This window comes from Paenibacillus algicola (assembly GCF_005577435.1).
Lineage (GTDB): Bacteria > Bacillota > Bacilli > Paenibacillales > Paenibacillaceae > Paenibacillus_AQ > Paenibacillus_AQ algicola.
The window spans coordinates 435,444-459,618 of the sequence record NZ_CP040396.1 but is presented as its reverse complement, the minus strand read 5'-3'; the positions used below and the strand labels follow the sequence as shown (position 1 = coordinate 459,618).

Annotated in this window: 21 protein-coding genes and 1 pseudogene; 5 read left to right on the top strand and 17 right to left on the bottom strand. The window is 48.8% G+C overall.

All coding sequences use genetic code 11. The features are described from left to right. Positions 1 to 5 precede the first annotated feature (5 nt). The 3 genes from E6C60_RS02070 to E6C60_RS02060 form a co-directional block, all read right to left on the bottom strand. Complete coding sequence (locus E6C60_RS02070) at positions 6 to 1,076, bottom strand: dihydrodipicolinate synthase family protein (protein ID WP_138224241.1); 1,071 nt, start codon at positions 1,074 to 1,076, stop codon at positions 6 to 8. A 1-nt stretch (position 1,077) separates the two neighbouring features. Next, the gene (locus E6C60_RS02065) at positions 1,078 to 2,094 is read right to left on the bottom strand and encodes an NAD-dependent epimerase/dehydratase family protein (protein WP_138224240.1); all 1,017 of its coding nucleotides are present in this window, start codon (positions 2,092 to 2,094) and stop codon (positions 1,078 to 1,080) included. 123 nt (positions 2,095 to 2,217) lie between these two features. Next, on the bottom strand, positions 2,218 to 3,561 hold the full coding sequence (locus E6C60_RS02060; protein ID WP_138227577.1) for a hypothetical protein: 1,344 nt from the start codon (positions 3,559 to 3,561) through the stop codon (positions 2,218 to 2,220). A gap of 238 nt (positions 3,562 to 3,799) precedes the next feature. On the opposite strand from E6C60_RS02060, the gene E6C60_RS02055 reads away from it, so the two are divergent. The 4 genes and pseudogenes from E6C60_RS02055 (at position 3,800) to E6C60_RS02040 (ending at position 7,334) form a co-directional block, all read left to right on the top strand. Beyond that, entirely contained in the window at positions 3,800 to 4,651 is an 852-nt protein-coding gene (locus tag E6C60_RS02055) for an AraC family transcriptional regulator (RefSeq protein ID WP_138224239.1), read from the top strand. A gap of 17 nt (positions 4,652 to 4,668) precedes the next feature. Next, a complete protein-coding gene (locus E6C60_RS02050) occupies positions 4,669 to 4,977 on the top strand; it encodes a hypothetical protein (RefSeq protein WP_138224238.1) in 309 nt (102 codons plus the stop codon). A 532-nt stretch (positions 4,978 to 5,509) separates the two neighbouring features. Then, a pseudogene (locus E6C60_RS02045) lies at positions 5,510 to 6,465 on the top strand (IS30 family transposase). 74 nt (positions 6,466 to 6,539) lie between these two features. Further along, a complete protein-coding gene (locus E6C60_RS02040; protein ID WP_217496369.1) occupies positions 6,540 to 7,334 on the top strand; it encodes a helix-turn-helix domain-containing protein in 795 nt (264 codons plus the stop codon). A 54-nt stretch (positions 7,335 to 7,388) separates the two neighbouring features. Here E6C60_RS02040 and E6C60_RS02035 read toward each other — a convergent pair whose 3' ends face one another. The 12 genes from E6C60_RS02035 to E6C60_RS01980 all read right to left on the bottom strand — a co-directional run bounded on the left by E6C60_RS02035 (position 7,389) and on the right by E6C60_RS01980 (position 21,834). Next, positions 7,389 to 8,414 carry a hypothetical protein gene (locus tag E6C60_RS02035; RefSeq protein ID WP_138224236.1) on the bottom strand — a complete coding sequence of 342 codons (1,026 nt, stop codon included), beginning with the start codon at positions 8,412 to 8,414 and terminating at the stop codon, positions 7,389 to 7,391. Positions 8,415 to 8,418: 4 nt separating this feature from the next. Continuing rightward, the gene (locus E6C60_RS02030) at positions 8,419 to 9,618 is read right to left on the bottom strand and encodes a cytochrome P450 (RefSeq protein WP_138224235.1); all 1,200 of its coding nucleotides are present in this window, start codon (positions 9,616 to 9,618) and stop codon (positions 8,419 to 8,421) included. A 26-nt stretch (positions 9,619 to 9,644) separates the two neighbouring features. Continuing rightward, complete coding sequence (locus tag E6C60_RS02025) at positions 9,645 to 10,319, bottom strand: RraA family protein (RefSeq protein ID WP_138224234.1); 675 nt, start codon at positions 10,317 to 10,319, stop codon at positions 9,645 to 9,647. Further along, positions 10,294 to 10,599 carry an acyl carrier protein gene (locus tag E6C60_RS02020; RefSeq protein WP_138224233.1) on the bottom strand — a complete coding sequence of 102 codons (306 nt, stop codon included), beginning with the start codon at positions 10,597 to 10,599 and terminating at the stop codon, positions 10,294 to 10,296. Before E6C60_RS02020 ends, E6C60_RS02025 begins: the two co-directional genes overlap by 26 nt. 28 nt (positions 10,600 to 10,627) lie before the next feature. Further along, entirely contained in the window at positions 10,628 to 12,190 is a 1,563-nt protein-coding gene (locus tag E6C60_RS02015; RefSeq protein ID WP_138224232.1) for an amino acid adenylation domain-containing protein, read from the bottom strand. Positions 12,191 to 12,196: 6 nt separating this feature from the next. Then, positions 12,197 to 13,912, bottom strand: a complete 1,716-nt coding sequence (locus E6C60_RS02010) for an ABC transporter ATP-binding protein (protein WP_138224231.1) — start codon at positions 13,910 to 13,912, stop codon at positions 12,197 to 12,199. Then, positions 13,909 to 15,660, bottom strand: coding sequence for an ABC transporter ATP-binding protein (locus E6C60_RS02005; protein WP_138224230.1), 1,752 nt, complete (start codon positions 15,658 to 15,660; stop codon positions 13,909 to 13,911). The genes E6C60_RS02010 and E6C60_RS02005 overlap by 4 nt, the downstream gene beginning before the upstream one ends. Positions 15,661 to 15,673: 13 nt before the next feature. After that, positions 15,674 to 16,882 (bottom strand): aminotransferase class III-fold pyridoxal phosphate-dependent enzyme, encoded by a 1,209-nt coding sequence (locus E6C60_RS02000; RefSeq protein WP_233281103.1) that lies wholly within the window; start codon positions 16,880 to 16,882, stop codon positions 15,674 to 15,676. Between the two features lie 5 nt (positions 16,883 to 16,887). Then, positions 16,888 to 18,651: a thiamine pyrophosphate-binding protein gene (locus E6C60_RS01995; RefSeq protein WP_138224229.1), complete on the bottom strand. Its 1,764-nt coding sequence runs from the start codon at positions 18,649 to 18,651 to the stop codon at positions 16,888 to 16,890. Next, on the bottom strand, positions 18,644 to 19,837 hold the full coding sequence (locus E6C60_RS01990; RefSeq protein WP_138224228.1) for a pyridoxal phosphate-dependent aminotransferase: 1,194 nt from the start codon (positions 19,835 to 19,837) through the stop codon (positions 18,644 to 18,646). The genes E6C60_RS01995 and E6C60_RS01990 overlap by 8 nt, the downstream gene beginning before the upstream one ends. Next, positions 19,834 to 20,643, bottom strand: a complete 810-nt coding sequence (locus E6C60_RS01985) for a class I SAM-dependent methyltransferase (RefSeq protein ID WP_138224227.1) — start codon at positions 20,641 to 20,643, stop codon at positions 19,834 to 19,836. Before E6C60_RS01985 ends, E6C60_RS01990 begins: the two co-directional genes overlap by 4 nt. Positions 20,644 to 21,462: 819 nt before the next feature. Beyond that, the gene (locus tag E6C60_RS01980) at positions 21,463 to 21,834 is read right to left on the bottom strand and encodes a transposase (RefSeq protein ID WP_138224226.1); all 372 of its coding nucleotides are present in this window, start codon (positions 21,832 to 21,834) and stop codon (positions 21,463 to 21,465) included. A gap of 643 nt (positions 21,835 to 22,477) precedes the next feature. On the opposite strand from E6C60_RS01980, the gene E6C60_RS01975 reads away from it, so the two are divergent. Next, a complete protein-coding gene (locus tag E6C60_RS01975; RefSeq protein WP_138224225.1) occupies positions 22,478 to 22,756 on the top strand; it encodes a hypothetical protein in 279 nt (92 codons plus the stop codon). A gap of 295 nt (positions 22,757 to 23,051) precedes the next feature. Here the strand turns inward: E6C60_RS01975 and E6C60_RS01970 are convergent, their stop codons facing one another. Together E6C60_RS01970 and E6C60_RS01965 are read right to left on the bottom strand one after the other, a co-directional pair. Further along, positions 23,052 to 23,702, bottom strand: coding sequence for a peroxiredoxin-like family protein (locus tag E6C60_RS01970; protein ID WP_138224223.1), 651 nt, complete (start codon positions 23,700 to 23,702; stop codon positions 23,052 to 23,054). Positions 23,703 to 23,827: 125 nt separating this feature from the next. After that, entirely contained in the window at positions 23,828 to 24,145 is a 318-nt protein-coding gene (locus E6C60_RS01965) for an ArsR/SmtB family transcription factor (protein WP_138224221.1), read from the bottom strand. Between the last annotated feature and the right edge of the window lie 30 nt (positions 24,146 to 24,175).

Sequence of the window (24,175 nt, the reverse complement as noted above, 5' to 3'; positions counted from 1 at the left end):
CTAAGCTAATCCGCGAGCCATTGTGCCAAATGCTCCCGCACAAATGCATCATCATTCAGATGCGGATAATCCCGGTATACGCGGTCAATCTCCTCCATTTGTCCCGGTGACAGCTGCTCTGCAGGATTCAGGCACCATGTACCCTCCAGCAGGCCTTGACGGCGAAGCACCTCATGAATGCCCGGTATGCAGCCATGGAATTGATTCCCCGGATCGAAAAAGGCAGCGTTACTGTCGGTCACTTCAATGTTGCGGGTCAGCCATTCCGGGGAGATGGGCCCGCCCTGGGCGCGTAATTCCTTGATCTCCTCCAGCAGTTGAACGGCTTGGTGCGTCCATACGGCCCAGTGACCGAGCAGGCCGCCAATGACGGGCTTCTCCACGATCTCTTCCCCTACCTTGAACCGGTATGTCGTCAGCAGGTCATTGATAATGTTGTCATCATTGCCGGTGTACAGGGAAATCTCATCCCGCCGGCTGGAGCCGCATACTGCACGGGCTACGTCGATCGTCTGGTAGCGGTTGAACGGAGCCATTTTGATCGCCACGACATTCGGAATCTCGGCAAATCGCTGCCAGAACGGGAAGCTGAAGCTTCGACCGCCCACTGACGGCTGCAGGTAGAACCCGATGACCGGCATTCGCTGTGCAATATCTTCGGTTCTGGCCAGCAGATCGTCCTCGCCCAGGTCCTGGAGCCCGCCCATCGACAGCAGCGCCGCATCATAGCCGAGCTCTAGCGCGGTTTCTGCTTCTTGTATCGCCTGTTCTGTCGGTCCGCATACCCCGGCTATCATCAGAAAAGGCCGCTCCAGCTCTGCCTTGCGGATCTCCTCTGCAGCCAGGCGCAGCACCGGCTCATAGAGCTCTACGCCCGGGTCACGGATTTCGAACTGGGTTGAATGAACGCCAACAGCGAGGCCGCCGGCACCAGAAGCCGCATAGTAACGGGTCAATGCCCGCTGCCGCTTCTCATCCAGCTTGCGGTCTGCATTCAGCGCGAGCGGATGCGCCGGAATGACCAGGCCCTCAGCCAGCGCCCGCGCTTTGTCGGGAGAGAGTCTGCTTGCGTCCATATCAGAATTTCCCCTTTCTTTCCTGAAAATGTGTCGGCTTGTTCCAGGTATGTCCGCCCGCCTGCACCCATTCCGTCGTCCAGTCGATCAGCTGCAGCAGCGATACACGGGGATAGCCGAACAGCTGATGGGACCGCGATGCATTATTCAGCAGCGCCGTGTCCGATTCGGTACCGGTCAGCAGCGCTTCCTTCCCGAGCCGCTTCGCCAGCTCTCCCGCTGCCCAGCGGATCGACATCGTCTCGGGTCCTGTTACATTCAGAATCGCCGGCGGTGTGCCGCAGTGATTCAGACAGCGCAGTGCCATTTCATTGGCATCCCCCTGCCAGATGACATTCGCGTAGCCCATGGTAACGTCAATCTCCCGTCCCTCCTGAATCGCCTTCGCCAGCTCCAGCAGCACTCCATACCGCATATCAATGGCATAGTTCAGGCGATAAATCGTCATCGGAGTTTGATTCTGATGGGCAAAATATTCAAACACACGCTCTCTGCCCAGACAGGATTGCGCATATTCGCCAATCGGCTCGGGAGCTACGGATTCATTCACCCCGCCGCTGCCGACCGGAGAGAACGGATAGACGTTGCCGGAAGAGAATACAACGATGCGCGAATGCTTGTATTTCTCGGCCACGCGTCCGGGAAGATAGGCATTCATCGCCCATGTGAAATACTCCCGCCCTGTCGTGCCGAATTTATTGCCCGCCATATAGATGACATTTCGAGCGTCGGGGAGACGCTGCAGCTCCTCATCATTCAGCAGATCGCATGCGATCGTCTTCACGCCCGCCGCTTCCAGCTCCTGTCTCGCCTGGGCATTGGAGAAGCGGGACACCCCGATAATTTGCTTGCTGAGCCCTCCCTGCCGCACCGCATTTGCCGCTAACCGCGCCAGGCTGGGTCCCATTTTGCCGCCTACACCCAGGATCAGGATATCGCCTTCCATGGCAGCCAGATCATCTATCAGCGCCTGTGATGGCTCCGCGAGCCGCGCTTCAAGCTCCTCTACCGTCTTCATATTCTTCAGCTCCTTTATGCTTCTTCTCCCCTTCATCATAACGAGCCGTTAAATATAAAGACAAATCTTTTAATCGTCTTTAAATGAAGCTGCTCACGCTTGAATGAGCCTTATTTCTCCCGGTTACAGAAAAGCTTTCTCCAGAAAAACAAACCGAAAAATCTGCCGCGGCCGTCCGCGCGGCACCTTCTCCATACCGGATATTTCAACAAGTCCGTTGTCGATCCACAGCAGGAGCAGCCGGTGTGCGCTACGCACGGTAATGTCCAGCAGATAAGCCAGCTCGTGCACCTTGTACTCGTATTTGCCAAACCGGGCGCGCTGATGCAGCAGCTTGCTGAGATAAGCGCTCGTCATGCCTGCATCCTCTGCCTGCTTGATCAGGGCAGCATCGGTGAAGGACAGCACATCCCGTACAGGGTCGGCCATCTCCAGCGGCCCGATCAGGGTGCCGTTCTCCCGGACGATAAAGCAGGTATTGCCGCCAGCCTCCTTCGCCTTGCGCATTGCTGCGCGGGCGCTCGTGCCTGCCGCGCTGGCCGTACGTCCAAAGCCCATCCCGATGCTCAGGGAAATGCCATGTGTCTTGTTCAGCTCCTTCGCGAGCGGAATGCTCTTGTATCCTCCGCTTTCTCTCTCAAAAATACCGCGGGTCGTAAAGAACAAATACTCATCGCCGCCCATAGGAGTCAAATAGCCGTCAAGCGCCTCCACATAATCGAGCACCATCCGGTGAATGTCCAGCTTCAGCTTCTGCACCTCATGCTCCGTGCTGCGCTTCAGCGCCTCACTGCTGAAGTCATCCACATTGATCATGCCGACCACGATCTGGCTCTCCCGGTTCCGCCGGGAGCTTGTGGACAGCAGGGCCCGCTCCAAAGAGACCACAATGTCCTGACTGGACGGCCGCAGCCATACACTTGGTACGCCGCGGTTCGCAAGCTCCACAGCGGCCGACTCCAGGCCGGTAAAGGCGATGGCGGATGCCCCCGACCGATAATGCGCTTCATGGAAGTCTGCCAGCTGCGCTGGCGCCGCATAAGCCGGACCGTCATAGATCTGGACATCGCTATGCTGCATACCCATCTCCTTCAGACTGCGCCGTACCATGGCTTCGGTCAGGCTGTCTACCGAGAAGCCGCCGGTAAGCCTGCCTGTGCGGAGCGCATAAAAGAGTCCCCGGTACAGCCCAGCTTCCGTCACCGGCACATAGCTGACCGGAATAGGCAGGGTCAACTGCTCCTTCACCTTACGCCGCGACAGCGGATCGGCAAGAAGCAGCACCTCGACATCTGGAGCCAGGTCTGCAGCAAGCGTCACAGCCTCGTCCTCCCCGGTACAGCTTCTTGCGATCGGCGCAAAGGAAGGAAACGATTCCAAAACACGGAGAATCTGCTCCACCACTTGCTTCGGACCTATAATTCCAATTGAAATTTGCGGTTCTGGCCGTTGCTGCTGGTCTGTCATCATATCACTCTCCTCACAGGGCACAGACCCTCCACCTCGCAGTGCCTATACCCGGGTCTTTATGTCCCATCATAAGGCGCCGGGCTGAGTCTGCGCAATGCCCCATACGCTTAGCTGCTCTTCCTGGTGCCTTGTACCGGTCCTTCCCCGGCTGCATTCAGGGGGTCAACAAGCGGGAGCTTTTGTATTAGAATAAGAGATACCTACATTCAAGAAATCACATGAAAGGCGTGTCCCTATGTCCCGATTAATGGTCGATATGTTTCATTCTCCGTCGGATAATCCACTGGATCTCCGTCTGCGTTTTTTTGGCAGAGAGGAATGCCAGCCTGGACACGCCTGGGGGCCCGGTCTGCGGGACTCCTATATCATTCATTTTATTCATAGCGGCCAAGGCCGTTTTCATATTGGAGAGCACAGCTATGATCTGCAGGCAGGCCAGGGATTCATGATTCCGCCCGCCACGCTGGTCCATTATGAGGCAGACCTGGAGGACCCATGGATCTACTCCTGGTACGGCTTCTCCGGCGTTCAGGCGAAGCCGCTGATGCAGCAGGCCGGGATGACGGTGACTCAGCCGATCTTCGATACCCGCGGCGGCGAGCCTTCGGAAGACGGAGGATTTCACACCTTTCACCAGGAGCTTGTCGCGGCCCGCGACAAGCGCAGCCGGGATGTACTCAGCCTCAGCATTTTGTACCGCCTGATGGCTGAGCTGATTCAGTGCTCCCCGGAGCAGGCTCCCTCCTCTGCCGCGCAGCCGTCCTCTCCGAAGGAGGCCTACATCCGCCAGGCTGTCGCCTACATCGAGAATCATTACAGCCAGCGGGTGACCGTCCAGGACATCGCCGATGAGGTGGGCCTCGACCGCACCTACCTGTCCGGTCTGTTCAAGACCAGGTACGGTCTTCCGCTGCAGGCCTTTTTACTGGAGTACCGAATGAGCCGGGCCGCCGAGCTCCTGCGGAATCACGCCCTGTCTGTCAGCGACGTCTCCCGCTCGGTCGGCTACACCGACCCGTTTCTGTTCTCCAAAATGTTTAAAAAAGCAACCGGCCTCTCCCCCACCTCCATGCGCGATAAGCAGTAACAGGGGGCTGGGGGCAGGTGGATACGAAAGCGAGGAATTATCATGAAACGAGGGTCAGCTCATTTCCGGAATCTGCCCTTACAGCTTCAATAGCCATTGATTCTGTTAATGAAGACCAAGTATTTCGGGCAGAGCAGCAAACCGGTCAGGGAACACTTTTCATGATTTCAAAGGGCCGGGAAGAACGAGGACATCTGCTTGTATCGAGCACATTAGGACAAGAAGGAGATCAAACTTTTCAGAGCGATTATGCCGTAGTCTATAGGCAAGATAATCATGACAAGGTGTTTAGAGCTGCCTGCCTTTCTATTTATTCAGACCACTGATGAAAAGCTCCCCTTTCAGCATGTGAGCTTTACAAATGCCGATGTTTACATCCTTACTCCTCAACACAAGACGGGATATGGTGTAGAAGGATACGTATTTGCCGTGAATAAGCATCATGGCGATGCATTTCCATTAGAAATGCATCGCCATGGCAAAACTGATCAATCTCTTCTCTACTCCCTTTTTGTTCGCTTGGCAGCGCAACCGACTTAGGAGTGAAAGTCTCCAGCACACCGTGAGGTGGCGAAAGTGCAGAGCTGACAGTGCGCAGTTCGTGAGGATGCTTACGGAGGGTCTAAGGGCAAATCCCGGGGCGTAGGATTTTATATTTTACTCATATGTTTATATTTTCCTCTCGACCGTTAGCGGCTCCATCAATGAACTTTACAGAAGAAAGTCTGGTGATGTAATATTATTCCATGACAAATTGTAATATGAGGTCCGACACCTAGAAAAACAAAAGGCCCACGCTGGTTTCGTGTACAATGGAAGTCACCACAACATCCCATTTAGACACAGGAGAAACCAAACATGAGCTACTCTCATCTTAGCATAATTGAACGAGGACAACTACAAACATTACAGCTTGGTTGATCCACAGGAAAGATAGCCCGCCAACCAGGCCGTCATCACGCTACAATTGCGAGAGAGATCCGTCGTGGCTGTACCCCAAACGGCTATGAAGCCGAGCCGGTTCAGCACGCTTACCACGAGCGTAGAGTCTCGAGTACGCCTGTAGGTAAGTTCACCAACCGAAACGCTTGCTGAAGAGTTGAATCTCAAACTGCAGGAGACCTGGTCGCCTGAGCAGATCGTAGCGAAACGTCGAATCGAAGGCAAGACGTTCGTTTCTTTTAAGACGATCTATCGATGGCTATACCAGGGCCGTTTGGCAGTTGGAGAAATTAAAGTGCTGAGACATAAGGGCAAACGTCGGAAGCCTCTTGAAAAGCGCGGCCGTTTTCTCATCGGTACTCCCATTAGCAAAAGGCCGAGAAAGGTTCGTAAGGGGTCGACATTTGGCCATTGGGAACTCGATACCGTCGTCACCAGCCGTGGCAAAAGCAAGGCATGCGCCGCCACGTTTGTCGAACGAAAAACGCGTTTGTATGTCGCCTTATACTTACCCGATCGAACCGTTCACTCTATGGAAGTTGTTTTCGGAGTCGTAGCAAGCCAATATCCGCAAGGCACGATGAAGACGGCCACAACCGATCAAGGGAAGGAATTTGCTTGCTATGCGAACCTGGAAGCTGTTTATGGAGTCAAGGTTTATTTTGCAAATCCTTACTCTTCCTGGCAGCGAGGCTCAAACGCTAACGGCCTCCTCCGTGAGTGGGTTCTTCCCGAAAAGGCACAATTTCTCTTTGGTTTCCGACGAAGAATTGGCTAGCGCCGTCCGATTGATTAACAACCGGCCTCGCAAATGCCTAGGATGGCGCTCAGCTCACGAAGCTTTCATGGAAGAAGTGTCGCACTTAGCTTGACAATCTGCCCTATAAAAAAACAACTGAACTTAATAATCAAGGGGGGGAATACAATCATTATATACAAGCTTTCATTGCCACACACCGACTTATTGATTGATGTAGCAGAGGAGACAGAGGATGAACCTCATGAGCATTCAGATAAATATCAATTGCTCATCCCTTTAAGCGGCAAAGTAGATTCACACTTTTCTGCTCATTGCTACTCATTAAAGAATGGAACTGCTTCCATTAAGAATCCCTCTGTAATCCATTGGCATACGATTAAGGAAAAAGCTAAATCTGTCATTATCTCTTGGAATCGCGAAGAGTTTCACAATTGGTGTATTTGCTCAGGGTACATGGATGAAATTGAATTCTACGAGATCCAGTCAATCAATACCACTGAGTTTATGAAGTATATCAACAAGTGGACGGTTAATTACCTTAATGACAACAATAATGCTGAACCAGAGACTATTCAATCTGAGGTTTTTGAAGTCCTCAGCAAACTCACAACTGGCAGCCATGAACACAAGAACTGCTCGCTCTTCTCCCATGTGGTGTTGGATCAATATATTAAACAGTCCGTGGAGTATATCCACGAACATTATACAGATAACATTTCACTTGAGATGCTTATGGCTGTTTCGAAACAGAGTAAGTACCACTTTATACGCTCCTTCAAAAAACATACTGGCTATTCACCATATAATTATTTGCTGCAAGTTCGAATCCGTAAAGCTCAAGAGCTGTTAAAACAGAAAAAATTAAGTATCCAGGAGATTAGCGAACAACTTAGCTTCTCAAGCCAAAGCCATTTCCATCGGTCATTCGTAAACATTATTGGTATAACCCCTAGTGAATACCGCAAAAACTATGGTCCCTGATGCCACAGCTACACGAATGAAAGGCCTGGCTGAAATGAATTCAGCCAGGCTTTATTAAGCTGGTCTGTATACCGCCAACTTATGCTCAATCTCCTGCATAATAGCATATTCCTGCCGATGAATATGCTGCAAAGCGACTACAATCCGGTCAATGACTTTGTTATCCTTGACTCTCTTGTATTTTAGTAAGTAGTTCCGCAATAAGACTGTTTGCTCAACAAGCGGTCCATACTTCTCTAGTACGGAAGCGTCTAGCACTTTTTTATGTACCAGCCGGTTAAGCCTCTTCAGCATGACATGCTTATGCTCCCACATCAGATGGGAGGGCCGGATATCAAAGGTCGTATCTCCTTTTTGCAAAGCGTGCAAATATTGGATGATATACATATACGTCTCAAGACCAAAGCAATCCGTTTTTTTCCATTCCTCCTTGTATAAGTTTCGTTGAGTTGAATACGTGTAGTCGTGGATCAGCTGGCTGATACGAGTTAGATCCAACCCATAGCGTGCTTCTTTATAGTGTCCCAGGTGTAGATGGGATTGCCAGTCCTGCTCATTCTTATTCGCATAAAATGCTTGCTCAACTAAGGCATACGGAATCTCCGACGGCAAATACTGACCGTCACGATAGCCGAGCAAGTTGAAGGTTTGTTTACGGTCATCGTAACCGTAGATTTGTTTGCCGGCAATATAGTGCGTAACACCATAATCGCTCGAATCAGGTAAATAATAAACATCAAGAAACGGCCGAACATAGTACTGGTCCTGCAGGGCGCGCTTAAAAAATTGGACGACGTCCCCTTCGCTTCCAACGTATTGATTTGGAATAGCGTAGGTCCACATGAATGGGCAAGAGTTATAGTTGCTGTGATAATCATCGCCGTTATCGCAATAATTAATAGAAACGTTTCGATTTGTTTCAAAGTCACGACTGCACCAAATTTGAATATAATTGCTGTACAACCAATCCAAATAATCATCTTTAAACGAAATACCAGCAAATACTGTTGCATGATGCTCATAGGTCGAAATCATCGGTTTCAAGTTAACCGGCAGCACGATTTGATCTATTATTTTCAAATGACTAACCCCTTATCGAACAGCTTGTAATTTGACATGCAGGCTCTAATTGTATAAAAACCTCCTGCGGGCAGCGAAAGCTCCTTCCTCTGATTTCAGGAAGCGCTAAGCCTTGCCTCGGTGCTATGACATAGCGCTTGAAAAACTCCTTGAATATCAGTTCAAGTTCTTTCTGGGCAAGCAGTGTTCCAATGCAATGGTGACTGCCGGCTCCAAACGCCATCGTATGCTTTTCCCTGCGGTAAATATCCCAGCGATCGGCATGATCGTAGATCTCCTCATCCCGATTTGCACTTGCTAGCAGAAGCTGAACCGCCGACCCCTTTGGGATAGTAACATCTTGGATGACCACCTTCTCCTTCGCTATTCTTAACGTAGAGTGAAGCGGCGGCTCCAATCTTAGCGTCTCCTTAATTACGCGCGGCAGAAGCTCAGTATCTTGCTGCAACTCCTTCAACGTCTCAGGGTTGCGGAGCAGACAGGTAATTACGTTGGCGATCGTACCCATCGTCGTGTCTGTCCCTGCTGAAAGTAGGAGCATGACATGACGTACTAGCTCAGCCTCCGTCAGCAGCTCGCTCCCCGGATTGGGCAGAAGCTCGGCAAGCAGTGAACCAGGCTCGAAGGAAGGCGTAAGACGAATAGTTTCCAGAATATACGCCTGAAGTTGATCCGCGGAAGTTAACGCTTGTGTCATACTTTCCTTAGAGTTATCCAGGTAGCGCATGATGGGACGCATCACAGTGAATACCCAATCCGAATGCTCGACAGGAAGGCCTAATATCCGCATAATGACACCGATTGGGATCGCTGCAGCAAAGCCGCTGATTACTTCTAATTCCGTACAGGCGCCTAATCTGTCGAAACGCTTCTGCACGACTTCGTTAATGATTCCCTCCAGCACGGTGTTAACTTCGCCTGATTTGAACTTCTTTCCCAGTGCAGCGCGAATCCGCTGATGATGCTCGCCCTCCATATCGATAATGGTAGGGCCGAACAGATGTCTGGTAGTTCGAAAGACATGTTCCGCCGTAAAGTGATCCCGATCCATCAGTATATCGCGAATTAAAGAAGCCTTTGATATATAAAAGCTGCGGTTAGCCTCCGACCAAAAAACCGGCTTGTTATTCCGTAAATAGGCATAAACATCCCAAGGGTTCCGCTGATATTCGTGACTTTCCAGCTCGATGTCGATCACTCTCATTGTCCTGACACCTTCCTTCAATTTGTTTAAGCTTCAAATTTCAGCTCCGCTTTACCTGCAACAAAGTCATGAAGTCCGCACAAATCCGAAAGCCTTTCCCCGCCTGCTATCCGCTGCCGCAAATCTTCTTCCCGGTTCCGGAGCATCATGGCTGCTTTGTAGACCGTCTTCATATACTTCTTCTTTATGAGAAGAACGCCGTCGCTGTCAGCGAAAATCCAGTCCATTGGCTCGAGCTCTATTCCATCCAGTACAACAGTTGCGGGTATGGCAGCGGATGCCGCTTTTGCTGTTTTCGCCGATACGAAAGTTACGCTGTTTGAAAACACCGGGAAGCCCATATTCTCAATCACATCGATATCTCTGACTGCACCGTTAACAATCAGCCCTTCGAGCCCTTGCTGCTTGGCAGCTGTTACAAAGATATCACCCGCCAATGCTTCCGATTTACCGCTTTGGTTTTGCACGAACAAAACCGAACCGGTCGGAGCCGCGTCAAGCGCTTGCAAGCAAGGAAGCATGTCGTTGTCGGTTATGACCGGAAATACGGGACCTGCCAGCTTCTTTATTGATGTACGGGTAGTTAGGGAAATCTTTAAGTAAGTACTATACTGCATAGCTGCATCATGCAACTGCGCACACCCCAAGAGCTGAAAACTCTGCTTCATCTCGGTCTCAAAATCTTTCATCGTGATAGCCATCGCTTATGCCCCCAACCGTTACTTTATTCGCAATAAAGATATGATAAATGCCCTCAATCGTATAGAAATTGCGAAGTTGATAGTTTTCAATAGCAATCTCTTCTCCCGTCATTTCTTCCAAGTAAATGATCATCTCGACCATATTGAGGGAATCGATATATCCGGCCTCCAGCAGGTTAGTGGTATCGTCAATCTCCCTTACCTCCTGATCCAAATTGATCGATTGGAGAAATGTTAGAAATTGTTGTTTGAACTCTTCTTTTTGCATTGTTTTAGCCATCCTTTCCCAAATGAAATATTGAATAGCGTTACGAAGTTGCTTGTCGACTGTATGCCAAGAGCGCTTTTGTGTCGATCTTTCCGTTAATGGTTACCGGCATTACATCGATAAAGAAAAATCGGGATGGCAGCATGTAAGCAGGCAGAGCCAGCGCACAATACTTTCGCAGTTCCTCCTTGACCGGAGTTGTCCTCGGAGCAGGCACAAGGAACGCCCAGATCGCCGCTCCTGCCTCCGTACTCTGCAGAATGATCTCCGCCTCATGAACATCTGGGTGAGCCAGCAGACGGTTCTGGATCTCCCCGAGTTCCACCCTGTTGCCTTGTACTTTGACCTGATGGTCCTTGCGTCCCTTGTAGAAAAAGTGTCCGTTCGTCCCCATGTAAGCTAGGTCCCCCGTCCTGAAGACCTTTTCTTTGCCTTCTGGCCGGAGAGGATGCGGCACAAGCGCCCTTTGTGTAAGCTCCTCATCCTTCCAATAGCCCGAGAATAGGATCGGTCCTCCAAGATATAGCTCGCCAATCACTCCTACCTCCTTAATAGGCCGCCCCTCTTCATCGATTAAGAGCATTTCGGCTCCCGGTATGCCTCGCCCTATGCTGAGGCAGGATGGTTTCGACTCCAGCTCCGGCTTAACATCGTGAAAAGTGCAGGCTACTGATTCCGATTGGCCAAAGCAGTTAATAATACGGCTCAATCCTGGTAGGATGGATTTAAGCTTAACAAGCTCTATTACCGGAAAGCTTTCACCGGCGAACAGGACTGCTTCTAGGCTCAGCAGGTCGTAGATGGGCTCGCTTACCTTCTGTAGCAAATGGCGCCAAATCGAGGGCACACCGTTCATTTGGGTAACCTGATGGTCGCATAAATACCGAACCATGCGCTTAGGCTGGTGCACGAGAATATTGGGAACCTGGACCAGTGCAGCACCGCTTCCAAGTGCTAAACCCAAATCTAACAGGGATAAATCAAACTGCAGGGGTGAGATCGTGCCGATACGAGCATGAGCTGAAACACCACATGTCTCTATCATTCCTTTGTAAAAGGCTACCACCGCCTGATGGCTCATCATAATCCCTTTCGGAAGTCCCGTCGTACCCGAAGTAAAGATCATGTAGCATAAATCTACCTCGCTGCTTACTCTTGTTACTTGCGTCTCATTTGGCTGAAGCCGCAGTGAAGTTCGATGGATGAGCCACTCCGCCTCTACATGAATCTGACAGATCCCTTGCGTTTCAAGCACCCTTTCGCCCTGTTTATCCTGAATGTGAAGTACCGCACCGGTTAATAGAGCGATATCTTCCAACCGAGCTTGGGGAGAATCAGGACTCACCGGGACAAAGACAGCCCCCAGTTTTGAAATTGCAATCAGCAGCGCCACTGCGGTCGGAGTAGGATGCATCTCGATTAGTATACGCTCCCCAGCTTTTATTCCTATTTTTTTCAACTGAACTGCAAATTGCAGAACTCGTTCATTCAGCTCCCGATAGGTCCATGGTTTGCCCCGATGGATAATTGCTTCTACTTCCGAACGGGTTTGCACATGCTGTAATAGGAACTCATGAAATAGAACAGGCCTTTCGTTCGTCAATTAACTTCACTCCTTAACAAATTCCAGCACGTCAACCTGTGATTTGTGCATGGATTCATACTCATAGAGAGAAAAGTAATGCCCCTTACTGCTCATTAACTCCGCATGAGTGCCGGACTCTACGATCTCTCCGTCCTTAAGAACGAGGATCGTGTCTGCGTTCAAGATGGTTGACAAGCGGTGTGCGATAATTAAGGTGGCAAAGCTCTCCTTACGCTTATAGATGGCGCTCATGAGCTGCTTTTCGGATAAGTAATCCAGTGCAGAAGTTGGCTCATCCAGAATTAATAGCTGGGGGCCAGACTTAAGCAGAGTCCTCATTAGTGACATTTTCTGCTTTTGGCCTCCAGAGAATCCAGAAAGGTCGTTGGAAACAGGGGTGTCATACCCTTTTTCCCGCTGTTCAATAAAACGGTGAATGCCAAGCTGCTTTGCCAGCTCGACCACCTGTTGAAACGGAGCCTGAGAACTTCCATAGGTCAGGTTATAACGCAGCGTTTCTGTAAAAAGAAACATCTGCTGCTCAGCGTAGGCAACTTTTTGTCTCCAGGACGTCCCCTCCATGTCAGCCAGCTTATGATTTGCGTTTACAGTGATGCTTCCGCTATTAGGAGCATGGAGCTTCAGCAATAACTCGCAGATTGTTGACTTCCCTCCACCACTCAGCCCGACTATGGCGATCACCTTGCCACGCTCCAACGTGAAGCTGACATTCTTTAATATGGGCTCTCTGCCCGGGTAACTGAATGCCACCTGGTTAAAGTCGATGCGCTCAATTTTCTCTGGCGGTACAGCTCCCTGCTGGTAAGTATCCGGGGAGAGCTCCAGTACTTCCGCAATACGGAACGAAGAAATTCGATACTTTTTGTACCGATGAACCCACTGAGACGCAACCCCGAAGGTTTGAATAAGCGGAAAATATAATGAGATCGCAGTCACCAAATAACCGATTGTAATCTGCTGCTTTAGGAGCAGATAAGCCGCTGAGCCATAGATCAAACCCGTAATGATCGCCTCAATGGTTTTGAGAACAGCTTCATTCATCCACGATAGCCTTGAAGTATGCTCTTCAACTGCCCTTGACTGCTGGACGACTTGCGATAGTTTCCTTCGCTCCCACTCGGTTTTACCCGAGATGATGGTCAGAGGAAGAATCTGAATGCCTTCCCGGACATATTCGTTATACAGGTCCCGAGTCCCCATGTTCCTTGCATAGACCTGTGACAGCCTAGGGGCTATAAACTTTGTCTGAAGCATATACAAAAGTCCTCCGAGCAGGACAATCACCATCAGGACCGGATTCAACCGCCAAAGCACTACAGAAATCAAAAGGAATACAGCACAGTGTTCCACCATTTCAAGCTTCATCTTTTCATGATCAGTCGCCTGTTGAACGTCATCTGTGCTTCTCGTTACCACTTCGCCTGTTTTGGAGGTTGAAAAAAACTGAATAGGTACCTGGAGTGCTCGTGACAGCAAACGGCTTCGTAGTCTGGCCGCCCGATGCTCGCTCCAGTTCGTTAAACTAAAGGCTCTTCCCCACTCCAATAAGCCTTGGGCGATCGGTATCACGCAAATTCCGATCAATAGGACGACATACCCTTCCCAATTACTTGCTGTTAGCAAATCAATAAGCTGCCCTGTAATGACAGGGAAAGAAAGTATCGTGAGTTGAAGTAGCAGCGAGAACAGAATGGTGAAGACAGCATATTTTCTTTTCACGCAGACCCCTCCACACTTTCTTCCAGATTAAATCGATACTGTTCACGATAAAGCTGGAAATACAGCCCTTTTTCCTGGAGCAGTTCCATGTGTGAGCCCGATTCGGCAATTCGCCCATCCTCTATGACAATGATCTGATCCGTGTGGTGAAGAGTAGCAAGGCGGTGAGCTATGATTAAGGTTGTCTTATTCTTGCACAGAGGCTCCAATGCAAGCTGAACCAAATGCTCGGATTCAAGATCCAGCGATGCCGTGGCTTCATCAAGCACGATAATTTCTGGATTCTGCAAGAAAGCTCTTGCAATTGAAAGTCGCTGCTTCTGCCCCCCAGACAACTGGATTCCTCTTTCCCCGATTAATGTATCTAATCCGTTCTCAAGGCTCTCGACGAACTCCTTTAAATAGGCAGAATCAAGCGCCTGATAAATTTCCGTATCGCTTTTGCCATCCAGGCCGTAAGTGGTATTGGCTCTTATGGTGCCATTAAGCAGATACGGCTGCTGGGTAATGAAGCAGATACGGCTTCGCACATGGCTTATGCTCCAATCCGCAAGTGGCCTTCCGTCCAGTCTTATCACCCCCTCCGAGGGAGCCTCAAGTCCGATAAAGAGATTGGCAAGTGTCGTTTTTCCCACCCCAGAAATACCAACTATCCCAATAGATACACCTGGATTAATGTCAAAATTAAATCGGTCCAACACCTTCATCTGGTCGTATTGGAAAGTGACATTTTCAAACGAGATACCTCCACGAATTGAATCGACATGAGTCCATTCACTCCCTTTTCCGTACGGCTCATCGGGCAGTTGCTCAATTTCATATAAACGCTGCACATGGACCTTGAACTCCTGCATCATCATGCCATAGCGAGATACCTGCCAGACAAAGGCGCGAATTTGTCCCAATAGCCCTGCAGCAACCAGAATATTTCCAATTGTGGTCTGTCCCGTATACACCTTATAGCCTAGGTAACCGTAGACGATGATTTCCGGTAGCAGAATCATCAATATGTTCAGGAGAAGTAAAGAGCTGAAAACGTGAATATGGTGAAGCTGAATCCCGATATGCTTTTTCTGGACTAGTTCAAACCGCTCTTTCTCCTGCAATTCCGTTCCGTTCAGCTTAATGCTTCTGATCCCCTGGATTAGCTCCCGAACAGTACGAATGATTTGGCCGTTAGATTCCGCCTGCTCGTTAAACGTGTACCCTTTCTTTCTAAATATTAAGACTCGAAAGTAGATATAGGGTATGAAAACAAGCGCAAACAGCAGCGGAATCATAGGATCAATATTGGCAATCACCACGAAGCTGATAACGGCTGATAAGGTTACGGCACAAACATCCCGCATAATGAGCAAAATCTTTTCCTGAATTACCTGGACGGTATTGGTCGCTCGCTGATATAAGGAATCTGTCCCTATCGCCATAAGGTCGCGTAGACGTTTTTGGTGGAATAGTGTAAAGAGTCTGACTTTGATTGAACTGATGACTTGATGAATCATCATGTCGAGTAAATATTTGGACGTCGATTGCAACAACGAGCTTAATACGAAAGAACCAGCGATTAAAACCGCGTATAAAGCGACCAGCTTGACTTCCATGGAAGGTATGGCGACATCAACCATTCTTCCCACCATTACATGCGGTACAACGATAAAAGCGCTCGATACCGCCATGACCACAAACCAGGTCCAAAGCCGTTTTTGCGTGCCGGCAAATAAACGCCATGTATACCGGAGAAGCTCCATATGAACCCTTCTTTCAGACCAAAGAATGCCCAGTCTTTAATACAAGTGATTGAATGCTATCAAGGATTTCGCTGAGGGAATGTTCCAACATTTCCAGAGTTATTGTGACTGGCGGAGCAATTCTCACCCGCTCACCTTTTGCCCCACCGGTAAAAATAAGAATCCCCTTCTCCATACAGGCCTGCACCAGTTGTTTTCCTCGAATGCCTTCCATCTCAAAGGATAAAGTAGGACCTGTTACGTACAGCTTCTTTACCTGCTCAAATCTGGACACTTGTCGACCGAAGTTCAATAGAAATTCCTCTACGATGCGGCATCGTTCCTCGATATTGTTCGCATCGATAAATCGAGCCACTGACATTGAAGCGTAGCATCCAAGCGCCGAGGTCTGGAATGTATGCGCCAGAAACAAATCCTCTTGAATCTGCTCCGCATAGGCCTTCGGATACACCACTGCCGAGAATGGATACAGCCCATTGGTCATTGATTTGCTAAATAAGTGTATATCCGGTTGGAGTTCGAGCTGCTGTGCCATGCTCAGGCTACCATGCCGATAATACCCGCATTGAATTTCGTCTGCTATAACAACAACACCATGTTCTTGAGCTGCATCGATCAGCCGGTTCAGCCACTGCCGGTCAAGCGGAATATAACCGTTAGCTCCCTGAATGGGTTCAAAAACAAAGCAGGAAATGTCCGACCAATTAATATAAACCTCATGCCCGAATGGAATTTCTACACCGTACGGAGCCAATGCGTTAAGCAGACCGGTATATTGCAGGGCATGCGTTTTATGCGTGTTGGTAATGCTCAATGCGTCCAATCCCAGTCCATGGAAGGAGCCGCTCAGGTATGCCACCTTTCCCTGTTTTATTCGCTGCGCAATCGAAATTGCTGCAGATACAGCTGCACTGCCTCCCACCTGGTAGAGCACCTCATGCTCAGGCAACTTTAATTTGCCAGTCAACCACTCGCTGAAGTCCTTTGCTTCCTCCGGATAGAAGCAAGCCGCAATATCTGCGGGATAGGCTTCAAACGGAACAATTTGGCTGTTGCAATGACCAAAGTTGCAAGAGCCATAAGCGCTCATCATATCCACGTAAGTCCTCAAATCCCCATGCTCATCGCGAAGCACTAGCGTTTCGTTATGAGCCGTAACCAGCGTCAGGTTTTTACCATATATCGACTTCTCGTCAAAATTACTTAGTGACACGTTCATCATTCCTCTTAATATCGATTTTGAATAAGCTGGTTCAGTACCTTTAAATCCTCGCTAGACGAATGTTCTCTCGTCGGCTTGGTCAGCTTCCACTGCTGATAGCGAATCAGCTGCCTGGCTTTAGCCACTGGAACCGCATCGTTTATTCTTACATCCAGTAGTAAAGGACGTTCATGGTGCCGAAAAAATTCACATGCCTCTTCCAGGGCCTCGGGACTTTCAATTAGCATAGCTTCTACACCTAGGGATTCACCGAACTTGACAAAATCTATGGGAGCATAGGTTGTTCCGACAATGTTTCCATCGTAATAAGATTTCTGAGCAGCATAAATCGATCCATACTTCTCATTGTTTAAATTCACCCATAGAACCGGAATGTTGTAGCTGACTGCCGTGGCCAGTTCCATTGCAGTTTGCCTGAATCCTCCGTCTCCGAAGACAGCGACCACATAGCGGTCGGGCAATCCTACCTTCACACCGATTGCGGCAGCTGGTGTATATCCAATCGAGGCTTGGTTCACCGCTTCAATATGACGGTTGGCACCGGAAAGCTTCAGATGGGTTTCCGTCCATGTCACTGAGTCCGAGACCCAAACCGTTTGCTCAGCCGGTATAGCTTTTTGGATCAGCTCAACTACTTCCACAGGGTGAAGCTTCCCTTCTTCTTCCGAATGGACGACTCTCTGTGCTCTGGCAGCATCAAACTTTGATTTGGTTGCTCGCACCGCCTCCTCCGCAGACTTCAGGCCCTTTTTATGCTCACCGGCCGCCTGAAGCAGAACCGTCAGAAACGCCTGCGCATCCGCATGGACAGCCAGATCCGGTTCATAATTCTTACCGATTTGCGTCTGATCAATATCGACGTGAACAAGCCGCGGCTTGGAGAATGACGGGTCCCAACACTGCGTAGTAAATTCGCTCATCGAAACCCCTACCGCTATCAGCAGATCTGCATGGCGATCCAAATAATAGTTCGCGCTTGAATCGCCGTACATCCCCACACAGCCTAAAGCTAAGGGATGCGCCTCGTCCACGATCCCCTTTCCCCGGAGAGTTGTTGCAACTGGTATGCCTTTATCAGCTAGACGCTTGGCTATTGAGGCCACTTCGTCCGTTTGGCAGCCCGCTCCAAGCAGCAAGAGAGGCTTCTCTGATCCCTCTGTTAATCTATGAATTTCCCTTATAGTGTTTTCAGGCATAACCGGCAATGAACGGGTGAGTGACGGCTTGAGCCCGAAGAATGGTATACGTGTTTGTAGCACATCGATAGGTATGCAAAGATGAACCGGCCCCTTTCTCCCTTCCAGTAGGGCATGCTCAGCAACTTGTAGCGAATCCAGCACCTCTTCTGCGCTAGTCACCATTTTGGAAAGCTTCGTCACTTTGGCGAAAAACTCTTCCATATGAATCGAACGTCCGATTCCAGCCGATTCCTGCAGAGCTCCTTTCCCAAATTGGCTGGTCGGAACCTGCCCTGTTATGAAAAGCACGGGCTGGGAGTCCGAATAGGAATTGTATATTCCGCTTAATGCATTCGTTGCCCCTATACCTGTTGTTGTAATGACACACCCCACTTTCCCCGTAGCTTTGGCATAACCGTCCGCCATTAGCGCCGCACCATATTCATGCTGGGACAAAATAAACGGGATCTCATGGCGAGCTGCCGAGTCAATAAGGGGCAGCACATAGCTTCCAGGAATTCCAAATAAGCGGTCTACCTTCAACTTTTTCAACCAAATCGATATAATATCTTTTACGAATTCGTTATCCATTACAGCCCCCTAAAAAGTCATCCAGATGAGCGGCACAACACATAATCATTTCGTCTGGCTTAGACAGGGTCAGCCTGCACCATCTGCCGGTTTCCTCCCCAAACTCACTGCCCGGTACGAGCAGAACACCTGTTCGTTCGAAAAGATCAGAGCAAAAGCTGTGATCATCCTTAAAAAGCGACGGAATCTCAAACCAGACAAAGAAGGTGCCCGTTCCCTGAAAGTACTTGATACGATGCGTGTCGAGAATCTCACTTATAATTCTGAACCTGCGCGAATAGCAACTGTTGTTCGCTTCGAAGTACGATTCCAGCTCGCCATTCCGATCTGCTTGAAGCAGGCGCGCTCCAGCATACTGAACAGGCTTGAAGACGGAAATATCAGTAAGCGTCTTCACCTGCTTCAGCTTTTGAATAAGATGCGAATTGCCTGCAGCAAAGCCGAGCCGTATCCCAGGAAGATTATAGTCCTTGGAGAACGAATGCATTTCTATACAGCAGTCCATTGCCCCCGGAACGCTAAGGATAGAGTAATCCTCGAATATCTCGCTTTTTGAAATCCTCCCGTAAACGCGGTCTAGGCATAAATATATGTTATGGCTACGTACCCATTGAACAAGCTGCTCTGCCGACTCCTTTGTCAGGACCGTTCCAGTAGGATTATTCGGGTAATTCATATACAATAGCCGAACGGGTCGAGAGCCAATCTTCTTTAAATCAGGAAAATAATTTTCATCGAACATCGTATGCAATGCAATTGGGATTCCTCCAGCCATACGGATCGCTTGCTTGTAAATAGGATAACCGGGCGTTACGTATGCGCCGTACTCTCCTTTTTCTAGTATACCGAGAGCTAGGTGAGCAATCCCCTCTTTCACCCCCAGAAGAGGCAGTACATGCTCATGGCGATCTAAGGTTGTGCTATATTTAACTCGATACCAGTCTTGAATACTGTTCAGTAAATAATCCTCACCATAGAGTGCAGGATAAGCACAAGCTCCATCTTGATTCAATCCATGAGCAAGTTCTTCCCAGAATTGAGACGGAGGAGGGAGATCTGGCTCGCCGATACTCAAATCAAAAACAGCCTTGCCTGCGCGTTTGGCCGCTTTGATCTGCTCATCAATTTTGTCGAAATAGTTTTTCTCCGATTCGGATCGTGTGACTTGGTCAAACACTGCGCTCATATAACTCTAACCCCTTCAACAGCGAGTAAATACATTTCATGCTCCATCGCCAGCTCGCGAACCCATTCCCGATAATCTTGCTCCGCTGCCGAACGGTCTGCCTCTGTTAAATATTGATCCTCTACTAGCTGATGCCCCCGGCTCGCAGCGACTTCTGCCCAAATTCCTGCAGAAGTCTCAAAACCTTCCAATTCTCTAACGCTTATTTCCGATTGATTCGTTACGCTCACCTGAGTTAATGCATTTTGCTTAAAATAAACTTCCAGCTTATCTGCAATTGCGTTATCCATTCCGACATCGCTCCGCCAATCTAAAAACCTGCGATAGAAATGGGCCATGGATGCAGGAAGCTCCGGTTCTGTGCGGAGCTTTTCATGATTATAGTCAAGCACCAACACCTTTCCTCCTAGCTGTACTGCCTGAATCATCCGCTGTAGAGCAAACTCAGGCTGATTCAGCCATTGAAGCACCCGGGATGCATTGACAATATCGAAGGCTGCCTCATAACCCATCTGATAAATATCCATCACTTCAAACGACAGCTGCGGAATATGCCGGTACCGTTCCTTTGCTTCTATAATTAATGCTTCGCTGCTGTCTATACCAACGACTTTGCCGCCAGGGCCAACCAGCTCTGCAATGCCGTAGGTAATCGCCCCGCTTCCGCAACCAACGTCCAGTATGTGCATGCCTGGCTTGACTAATTCGCTCAAACGTTTGTTTGAGTGGTGAATGGACCTGCTGTTCAAGATCCGGTTAGTACTTTGCGGCATCTTTGCTCTGTTTAATGCTTGTTGGCTCATCATTAGCCGCCTCCTTTTATCCTCCCTTGGTTAATTTCATATTATTGAAATGGTGACTTGTATACTATTGTTAAAGTTGCTGAAGCTGGGAGCAACTTTTAACAATTTAGCAAAAGGGAATATATTCTTGTCCCTCTACATGTACCGTTAAAGAACAAGAACTGTACCCATTGCTGAGACTTGCACCCTTTCACCTTGCTGCAATAAAATAAAACCCCGTTAGTTTTAAATCTTCAACGGAGAAATGTTAAAATTGTCCTGCATTAGGCTGTTTATCGAGGTTTTAAATTCACCGACTATTATTTAATAACTGCACTTGCCAATAACAACTTCAATAATTTGTAAGTTTAAAAATCCGACAGGATCCCTGTGCAGCTCTGAGCTCCGTTTTAATTTGAGCTAAGGTAGCCCCGGCTTGAGTTTGGTAGTAAATATACTCTATTATGCTCTGCCTTTTTTGTGAGCGATAGCGTTGTATGCCATGGATTAAACTCGTCTGCCCAGCATAGATGCAGCACATCGAAGCGAACATGAGTAACGTCAGATAACGATCCATCGCTTCGGTGGAACGAACTTGGTAGCGATCCATCGACAGTTGAACTTTGCGGTTCGGAAATAGGTTTCAATGGTCCAGCGCTTGCTGTAATAGCCTAGAATTTCTTCGTTTGTCAGTGCGACATCCGTGCTTAAAATGCCTTCATTCGTTTAGGATCCAGTTCGTCACTTTCTTCCCAACACAGTAGCAGCACAGAATTCTCTATCCAATTTAACTTCCTTTCATAGCGATACACCTGATAAGCGGAGGAGCCGATGGTCACTAGATCAGTATCCGATTTCGAGCTTATAGGAAGCAAAATTTTTGAGCGACTGCCGAATACCTTGAGGATAGAAGATGCGATTGGTTTTTAAACCACTAATGACATGAAAGCCCTGTTTTACGCTGCATTGAAGCACCGTAGACGACGGATACCAAGAATCCATCAGCACGTAGGTCGGCTGATTCGACGTCGGAACAGATTGGATGATGTCGCAGGCCAGATCAATTTTGCTCTTTCCTTCAGGATCGTAACGTTCCAAAGCAAATGGATATACCTTATCGCCTGTACGAAGTAGCGCTTGAACCACCGTATGGCCATAAACATTTCCGCCTTTAAGATGAGAATACTGGAACGAAGCTCCTTGTATGGTGTCCACAGCCTGTGACGAAGGCTTCGTTTTTCACACAAGGTATCGTCCAGGATGACAAAAATGGGACTCTGGTCTTGCCTAGCAGTCTTGTTGATTTCTTGAAAAGCAACACGTTGAGTAATACACTGGATAAAAGACAAGACCTGTTCCAGTTGCCGTGAGACAAAAAATGGCTCAACGTTCTGCGGTCTCGTTCGTGTAAACATTCCCGATGAATGTCGGTCAAGGTTCCAGTGAACCCCGCTGAAAGCATGCCATCCACAAAATGATGGATGTGACGAAGCGCTGGTTTAGTGAAATAAAGGGGGAGCTTCCACTGCTTAAAATAGTTGTTCCAATGGCCATGCTGTGATAACGTATTCGTATGAGACATATCTTTTCTCTCCTGCGTAGGTAGTTGGTGGTACTTCTATTTTACGCTTGAGAGTTAAGTATGTCTCTATTTACATTTCGTGGAATTGATTTTGAGCAAGTACAGTACTTAAGAATCATGATAATATTGCAGAGTTTATAAGAACTTCTGATGCTCATCAATATAGGGAAAGTCTATTAATTCGTCAGGAAAGCAAGCTGCTATTAGCAATATTAAATCGGGTTACCTGGAAGTTGCTGCAAGTCAGGAATAAAAAGTAGAAAGGAGGCTACTAGGTTGGAGAATGAGATACGACAAGATGTAAATGAAGCGAAAGACAGTAAACGTGGAGCAAAATGGCTCTTTGGAGAAATATTTATCATTTCGATAGTTCTAGGCATATATTATTCCTCATGGTGGATATTTGGAGGAACAATTTCAGATTCTTTAATTGCATTAACTCAACTTTCGCAGCTTAAATTTGCGATTCCAGAAGTTCCTTATAAATGCTGTTTCCGCCCATGGAGATCAGAAGTTGCATCACCGTTTCAGAGGGCAATTTCTTCTTGCGAGTAAAATCGGTTTCAGGTTTTTGACATAAGGTGCAGGCGTGGCTGACATGCTTCGAATGATGGATGTCAGCGTTTGTTCTAGCGAATTCGCGTACTCATTCATTGAAAAAACCTCCTCGTTTTTCAAGGGGCTTCGCCGCACACTTCCAACTGCTTATCAAGTTTTTTTGTTTTTCGCACGAAAAAGAGCGGGCTATCTTTCGATAACCTGCTCTTTTTCGTGATATTGGTCCAAGACCTTAACTAAATGTCATTGTCCCTCCGGATGCCCTTCCTTCTCATCGCGCTTGCGGCGCTTCTTACTTATGATTGTTCAGAAAGCTGACGACCTCAGCCGGGTTCAGGCGCTCGGTGTAGTTGGCGTTGGAGCTGGCCAGCACGACTTTGCGGTCGGTGTTGATGACGAAGGTGCCCGGTACCGGCAGGCTCCATGGCTCGTCAGTGCCGTTGTACTCGGACAGCTGGATGTTGAACTTGTCAGAGTACGTGCGGATCAGCTGATCCGGCAGGGTAAAGTACAGGTTGTACGCCTTGATTACCTCATAGGTATCATCACTGAGCACTTCAAAGGACAGCTCGTTCTTCTCCTTTGTGGAGAGAGACGCGTCCGGCTTCTGCGGGCTGATCGCCATCAGGGACGCTCCGGCCGCTTGAAGCTCAGGCAGCACGTTCTGGTATGCTTTCAGCTCCAGATTGCAATACGGGCACCAGCCGCCGCGGTAAAACGTCAGTACGACAGGGCCTTTCTCCAGCTGTTTATATAAAGAAACCTGGTTTCCGGCTGCGTTCGGCAGCACAAAATCCGGGGCCTCCTCGCCGACTTGAAGACCGGTGGCCACGCCAGATTCAATTAACTCCTTCGTTGCCGCCTCTACGCTGTCTAGCACCTCCTGCGGTGCGTTAGCCATAAAGCCTTCTCTTGCCTTGGTCAATTCTGCTGTTAAATCCATGAATGTGGGGCCTCCTTTAAGGTTTTATAATTCGATAACTATCGAACATAGATACCATAGCATGTTTTACTCCAGGATTCAAATTCGGCAACAGTCTGCCGCCGATAGGTTGCCCCAACACCCATTTAAATATCTTCGTCTTTAACCGAGACCAGCGATTCCAGCAGCCCAGGGAACTTTTCGTTCATTTCCTCCTTGCGAAGAGAATAAATATGCTCCTTCCCCTCAATTCGGCCTTGAATAAGGCCGGCCTCGCGAAGAATCTTGATATGGTGGGACACGGTAGATTTGTTCAGCATAAGAGAGTTGGAATACGCCGTGCAGTTGTTCTCTCCACTGTGGTATAGGCAGCGCACCATTCGTATGCGGTTGGGCTCACTTAGCGCCTGAAGCACCTTGGAATAGGGGATGGTCTCCAGCGGCGGGTGATATAAATTTTTCATAAATGGCATTGCACCTCCAATCTAAAGCAG

Bases quoted from the DNA above. Each gene is read 5' to 3' on its own strand.
- E6C60_RS02070 (WP_138224241.1), bottom strand. From the start codon at position 1,076: ATGGACGCAAGCAGACTCTCTCCCGACAAAGCGCGGGCGCTGGCTGAG.
- E6C60_RS02065 (WP_138224240.1), bottom strand. From the start codon at position 2,094: ATGAAGACGGTAGAGGAGCTTGAAGCGCGGCTCGCGGAGCCATCACAG.
- E6C60_RS02060 (WP_138227577.1), bottom strand. From the start codon at position 3,561: ATGACAGACCAGCAGCAACGGCCAGAACCGCAAATTTCAATTGGAATT.
- E6C60_RS02055 (WP_138224239.1), top strand. From the start codon at position 3,800: ATGTCCCGATTAATGGTCGATATGTTTCATTCTCCGTCGGATAATCCA.
- E6C60_RS02030 (WP_138224235.1), bottom strand. From the start codon at position 9,618: ATGAGAGTGATCGACATCGAGCTGGAAAGTCACGAATATCAGCGGAAC.
- E6C60_RS02025 (WP_138224234.1), bottom strand. From the start codon at position 10,319: ATGGCTATCACGATGAAAGATTTTGAGACCGAGATGAAGCAGAGTTTT.
- E6C60_RS02020 (WP_138224233.1), bottom strand. From the start codon at position 10,599: ATGGCTAAAACAATGCAAAAAGAAGAGTTCAAACAACAATTTCTAACA.
- E6C60_RS02005 (WP_138224230.1), bottom strand. From the start codon at position 15,660: ATGGAGCTTCTCCGGTATACATGGCGTTTATTTGCCGGCACGCAAAAA.
- E6C60_RS02000 (WP_233281103.1), bottom strand. From the start codon at position 16,882: ATGATGAACGTGTCACTAAGTAATTTTGACGAGAAGTCGATATATGGT.
- E6C60_RS01995 (WP_138224229.1), bottom strand. From the start codon at position 18,651: ATGGATAACGAATTCGTAAAAGATATTATATCGATTTGGTTGAAAAAG.
- E6C60_RS01990 (WP_138224228.1), bottom strand. From the start codon at position 19,837: ATGAGCGCAGTGTTTGACCAAGTCACACGATCCGAATCGGAGAAAAAC.
- E6C60_RS01985 (WP_138224227.1), bottom strand. From the start codon at position 20,643: ATGATGAGCCAACAAGCATTAAACAGAGCAAAGATGCCGCAAAGTACT.
- E6C60_RS01970 (WP_138224223.1), bottom strand. From the start codon at position 23,702: ATGGATTTAACAGCAGAATTGACCAAGGCAAGAGAAGGCTTTATGGCT.
- E6C60_RS01965 (WP_138224221.1), bottom strand. From the start codon at position 24,145: ATGAAAAATTTATATCACCCGCCGCTGGAGACCATCCCCTATTCCAAG.